Below are 5,882 nucleotides of genomic sequence, written 5' to 3'. Positions count from 1 at the left end.
AACGTTATCGTACGGAAATAACACCTGAGATTTGTTTATTTGAGGCTGTTGGACGAGTGTCGCAACAGCTAACTAAGACATAGCCAAAAAAAAGCACCGCTAAATGCAGTGCTTCTATTTTTCTGTATTTAGTTATTAAGCAGTAACGTGGTCAGAAGGAGTTTTATATTGTCTGAATCAACTTATGGATGACCGGAATTCAGGCAAAAAAAAGCACCGCAAAATGCAGTGCTTCTATCCATTCTGTATTTAGTTATTAAGCAATAACGTGTACAGAAGAAGTGTTTGTAGTACCTGAAGCAACAAGTGCACCAGAAACAATCACTACTTTATCACCCGCTACAACTAAACCTTGCTCTTTAGCGAAGTCCATGCCTAATTTGTAGAAATCTTCGATAGTATCCTGCTGTTCGATAACTTTAGCTGAAACACCTTTAGTTAATGCTAACTGCTGGCGAGTAGTAGGGTTACTTGTCAGTGCTAAGATCTGAGCTGTAGGGAAGTATTTACGCACTGAACGTGCAGATTTACCTTCACCCGTTGCTACGATAATAAGTTTCGCATCAAGCTGCTCTGCATTAACTACTGCACCGCTGCATACTGCTTCAGTGATACGTAGTTCAGATGTAGCACAAGCTGTACGAGTCGGCATAGTACCGTCAGTACGCTCACAGATAGTTGCCATGATTTCAACAGCTTCTGCAGGGTATTTACCTTTAGCAGACTCACCTGAAAGCATTACTGCATCAGTACCATCGATGATTGCATTTGCAACATCACCCGCTTCTGCACGAGTTGGACGCGGGTTTTTGATCATAGAATCAAGCATTTGCGTAGCTGTAATAACAGGCTTACGTGCTGCATTTGCTTTTTCGATCATCATCTTCTGTGCGAAGATTACTTCTTCAACAGCGATTTCAACACCTAAGTCACCACGAGCAACCATGATTGCATCAGAAACAGCTAAGATTTCGTCGAAGTTATCAACGCCTTCCTGGTTCTCAATTTTAGAGATGATTTGAATCTTTTCGCCGCCGTTTGCTTTTAACAGCTCACGGATTTCTAAAACGTCTTCTTTCTTACGAATGAAAGATGCGGCAATGAAGTCTACCTGCTGCTCACAACCAAATACTAAATCACCTTTATCTTTAGGAGATAGAGCTGGAAGTTGAACTTTAACACCTGGTAAGTTAACACCTTTGTTTTCGCCTAGCTCACCAGTATTCATTACTTCACAAACAACGTTTGTATCTGTGATGCTTTTAACTGTCATTTCAATTAGACCATCGTCTAATAATACAGTGTTACCTACAGCTAAATCGTTAGTTAGGTTTTCGTAAGTTACTGCAACGATAGTGTTATCACCAACGATTGTCTGGTCAGTAGAAAGAGTGAACTCTTGACCAGCAGTCAGTAATACGTCATCACCGTTTGCTAATTTAACTGTACGGATTTCTGGACCTTTAGTATCTAATAATACTGCTACGTTTTTACCAGTTTCTTCACAAATTTCACGGATAGTGCTGATACGGCTACCATGTTCATTGAAGTCACCATGAGAGAAGTTAAGGCGCATTACATTCATGCCGTTGTTTACTAACTTAGTTAACATCTCTTTTGATTCTGATTTAGGACCAATCGTACAAACTATTTTCGTTTTTCTCACCGTCTTTTCTCCAAGAGTGATTGTGTTTTTTTCTTACAAGTTTTATAAAAAATTTTAATATCCATATTTAATGGCGCGTATTTTACAAGAAATAATCGAAGAAAAAATGATTTATAATCAATTTATTTCGATTTTTAGCCTTTATTTGTAAGTTTCCTACAAATAAAGGCAGTTTTTACCTTGTTTATTGGTTTAATATTAAATATAAACGTCTTGTATCGCGGAGCACATTCAGTGCTAAAATCTCCGGCGACGTTTTAATCAGATCCGACAGTTCTTTTAAATTGCGGATTCGTGTGCGGTTAATACCTATTATTATATCTCCCTGCTGCAGCCCGTAACGCTCGGCAGTCGAATCTCTCTCAACTTCTGTTACTACTACCCCTTTATTCTCATCAGGAGAAACAGTATTGGCTAATGTTGCTCCCGATAAAGAGGGGTGAATTGCCTGCGCTTGAATTCTGCCGCTTGATGATTCTTTGAGTACGGCTGTGAGTTCAAGAGTTTTACCGTCTCTAATAAGGGTTAATGAAATCTTTTTACCTGCACTCAGGCTGCCGATTTTCGCGCGCAGTTCGGCAAAGGATTTAATAGTATGTCCATTTAATGAAACAATAACATCGCCTGCTTTAATTCCTGATTCTTCGGCGGCTGAGTAAGGACTTACTTGGTAGATAAAGGCACCGTGCTGCGATTCCAGGGCAAAAGTTTTAGCCAGCTCCGGTGTTAATTCCCCGCCTTTTATTCCTAAAATACCTCTACGGACTTCTCCGTACTGCAGCAGCTGCTGGACTAAGTTGTTGACCATATTTGAAGGGATAGCAAAACCTATACCTATATTGCCGCCGTTCGGGCCCAGAATGGCGGTATTAATGCCGATTAATTCACCATTGAGGTTAACCAATGCTCCTCCTGAATTACCGCTGTTAATGGCCGCATCTGTCTGGATAAAGTTTTCTAAATTCTCAAGGTTAAGGCCGCTGCGCCCAAGTGCGCTGATAATACCCGATGTAACCGTTTGTCCTAAGCCGAAAGGGTTGCCGATGGCGATAACAAAGTCGCCGACACGCAGATTATTAGAGTTGGCCAGGGGGATTTGAGTTAGTTTTTTACTGGTCTTAATTTGTAAAAGCGCAATATCGCTCTGCTTATCCTGCCCGATAACCTGTGCATCAAACTGGTGGCCTGATTTCAGGGTTACTTTTATCTCTTCAGCATTTTCAATAACATGAAAATTGGTGATGATATATCCTTTGTTTGAATCAAAAATAACGCCCGATCCTAGTCCAACAAAGGGCTGTTTAGGAATTTCAGCCTGGCCGTCTTTGTTGAAAAACTGGAACAGATCCGGAAAAATCTGCTGATGAGACTGACTGCCTGAAACGGAAATATTAACTACCGCCGGGCTTACTTTATCAACCAGCGGTGCAAGACTCGGCAGGGCCTTTCCGTCAACGGCGAAGGGCAGGGCTGCATATGAATTAACAGTGAACATAATTAAGCTGCAGGCGAAAAGAAAAGAAGCGCTGAATTTACTCACAAAAAACCTCCTTATTTATGGTCAATTTAGTCAATATTCAATATTGACTAAATAATTGCCTAATAGTTCTGTAAATACAAAGAAAAACAGGGATTTATTTCTCACTTGTAAACAATATTTTAAATTATTGTTGAATAACCTCGACTGCTGGGTTAAATATCGGATTAAACTTCGCTATTAGATCGAGCTATTGTGACACCACTTTCTTTATATCAGGCGGATCTGGAAAAACCTGACTTCTTCGCGGATCCCTCCCAGGCGGCAGCCGTTGAACACCTGCAGCGCCTTTACAGCGATCTGCAGGGGCAAGCTGCTGAGAGCGTAGAAAATGGCTTTCTACCGCGTTTAATAAAAAAGCTGCTTAATAAACCGCTAAAAAACCAGCTTGTGAGAGGATTATATTTCTATGGTGGTGTGGGGCGCGGCAAAACCTATCTGTTAGATCTGTTTTTTCATAGTCTGCCTACAGAGCGAAAACTACGCCTGCATTTTCATCATTTTATGCTTCGAGTGCATAAAGAGCTGGCTGAGTTAGAAGGGCAGGTTAATCCGCTTAAAAAGATTGCTGAAAAATTTTCAGCAGAAACGGATGTTTTATGTTTTGACGAATTTTTTGTTGAAGATATTACTGATGCTATGATCCTGGCCGGTATGTTAGAGGCTCTGTTTGAACAGGGGGTGGTGCTGGCCACCACCTCTAACATTCATCCGGCCGACTTATATAAAAACGGACTGCAGCGGGCGCGCTTTCTACCTGCTATAGAGTTAGTCTGCAGTTTTTGTGAAATAGTTAGTTTAGACGGTGGAAAAGATTACCGTATAGGGCGGTTAATTGAAGCTGAGATTTATCATGCTCCGTTAGATGAAGGAGCGGCTGTGCAGATTGAACAGACTTTCGAAAGCTTAGCTGATGGAGACCGGGTTTATGCTCAGCCGATTGAGATTAACGGGCGCAGTATTGCAGCTGCTGCATATAGTGCTGATACTTTAAGTATTGAATTTGAATCATTGTGCGGCGGCCCTCGCAGTGTATTAGATTATATTGAACTGGCCATTCTTTATCGAACTGTTCTGGTTGCTAATATTAAACAGATGCATGATCAGCATAATGATCTTGCGCGTCGTTTTATCGCTATGGTTGATGAATTTTATGATCGTCACGTAGTGCTTATTATCTCTGCTGAAGTAGAGGTAATGCAGCTGTATGCAGGAACTAAGCTGAGTTTTGAGTTTCAGCGCTGTATTTCCCGGTTACTGGAAATGCAGAGCACAGCCTATCTGCAGCAGGCGCATCAGCGCACAGATTAAAATCTGCCGGGCTGCAGTTTAAGCAGAAAAACAATTATTGTTAATTATTTCAATATTAAGGTGATCTCTGTCGGTTTTTTCTGTACAATCTCGCCGCCCACCTTATCCACTCCCCAAAATAAATATGGTGGATTTGACTACGCTTGACGTATTCGAAGGGATACGAAAAGGCGAAAACTCATTTTTGATTATCAGCTTTGATAATCATATTTTTTAAAATCATTAAATTGGGTATGACTTAATGAAAACTTTTGTTGCTAAACCAGCTGAAGTAAAACGCGACTGGTACGTAGTAGATGCTGAAGGTAAAACTCTTGGTCGTCTAGCTACTGAAATTGCTTTACGTTTACGTGGTAAACATAAAGCGGAATACACTCCTCATGTTGATACTGGTGATTACATCATCGTTGTTAATGCTGAGAAAGTTGCCGTAACTGGTAACAAAGCTAAAGGTAAAATCTACTACCACCACACTGGTTTCATCGGTGGTATCAAAGCAATCAGCTTTGAAGATCTTATTGAACGTGCACCTGAGCGTGTTATTGAGAAAGCTGTTAAAGGTATGCTGCCAAAAGGTCCTCTTGGACGCGCAATGTACCGTAAATTGAAAGTTTATGCTGGTACTGAGCATCAACATTCTGCACAGCAACCACAAGTTTTAGACATCTAATAGGAATAAAACAATGGCAAATCAATACTACGGCACTGGTCGTCGCAAAAGCTCTACAGCTCGTGTGTTCTTAAAAGCAGGTAGTGGTCAAATCACTATCAACAAACGCAACATCGACGAATACTTCGGTCGTGAAACAGCATGTATGGTTGTTCGTCAGCCATTAGAACTTGTTGGTGCTACTGACAAATTCGACCTTAACATCACTGTTAAAGGTGGTGGTACTACTGGTCAGTCTGGTGCTATCCGTCTAGGTATCACTCGTGCATTAATGCAGTATGACGAAACTCTTCGTTCTGAACTACGCGGCGCTGGTTTTGTTACCCGTGATGCACGTATTGTAGAACGTAAGAAAGTTGGTCTACATAAAGCACGTAAACGTCCACAGTTCTCAAAACGTTAATATTTCGTTTTCAGTACTGCAAAAAGCCCGGTTTATACCGGGCTTTTTTTTGGCTATGTCTTAGTTAGCTGTTGTAGATCTACCATACTTAATACATGTGTGAATAACGATACCGGGTTACACTCATGAATGAACAACAATTTATCCCTTTCTTACAACAGCTTAAACAGTTATCCCCCAGTCAGCGACAGCGTCTTCATCATACCCTTGATGATTGTGAGACCTCCACTGAAGAAGTGTTAACTATTAAGGCGACTTTACGCAAGTGCCCACATTGTGAGTCAACTAGTTTAAG

5 protein-coding genes and 1 pseudogene are annotated in these 5,882 nt (G+C 41.0%); 4 read left to right on the top strand and 2 right to left on the bottom strand.

Going from position 1 to position 5,882, the window contains the following annotated elements; all coding sequences use genetic code 11:
• Positions 1–256: 256 nt before the first annotated feature.
• A complete protein-coding gene (gene pykF / locus G337_RS0118515) occupies positions 257–1,666 on the bottom strand; it encodes a pyruvate kinase PykF (protein WP_028865201.1) in 1,410 nt (469 codons plus the stop codon).
• Positions 1,667–1,850: 184 nt separating this feature from the next.
• Positions 1,851–3,206: a DegQ family serine endoprotease gene (locus G337_RS0118510; RefSeq protein WP_028865200.1), complete on the bottom strand. Its 1,356-nt coding sequence runs from the start codon at positions 3,204–3,206 to the stop codon at positions 1,851–1,853.
• A 192-nt stretch (positions 3,207–3,398) separates the two neighbouring features.
• On the opposite strand from G337_RS0118510, the gene zapE reads away from it, so the two are divergent.
• The 4 genes and pseudogenes from zapE to G337_RS29285 form a co-directional block, all read left to right on the top strand.
• The gene (gene zapE / locus G337_RS0118505) at positions 3,399–4,514 is read left to right on the top strand and encodes a cell division protein ZapE (protein ID WP_028865199.1); all 1,116 of its coding nucleotides are present in this window, start codon (positions 3,399–3,401) and stop codon (positions 4,512–4,514) included.
• A gap of 241 nt (positions 4,515–4,755) precedes the next feature.
• On the top strand, positions 4,756–5,184 hold the full coding sequence (rplM, locus tag G337_RS0118500) for a 50S ribosomal protein L13 (protein WP_028865198.1): 429 nt from the start codon (positions 4,756–4,758) through the stop codon (positions 5,182–5,184).
• A 13-nt stretch (positions 5,185–5,197) separates the two neighbouring features.
• Complete coding sequence (rpsI, locus tag G337_RS0118495) at positions 5,198–5,587, top strand: 30S ribosomal protein S9 (RefSeq protein ID WP_028865197.1); 390 nt, start codon at positions 5,198–5,200, stop codon at positions 5,585–5,587.
• Positions 5,588–5,712: 125 nt separating this feature from the next.
• Positions 5,713–5,882 (top strand): annotated as a pseudogene (locus tag G337_RS29285) (IS1595 family transposase); the annotation flags it as partial.

Source organism: Psychromonas aquimarina ATCC BAA-1526 (genome assembly GCF_000428725.1).
Taxonomy (GTDB): Bacteria; Pseudomonadota; Gammaproteobacteria; order Enterobacterales; family Psychromonadaceae; genus Psychromonas; species Psychromonas aquimarina.
The sequence above is the reverse complement of the archived record's forward strand: the minus strand, read 5'-3'. Positions and strand labels throughout refer to the sequence as shown.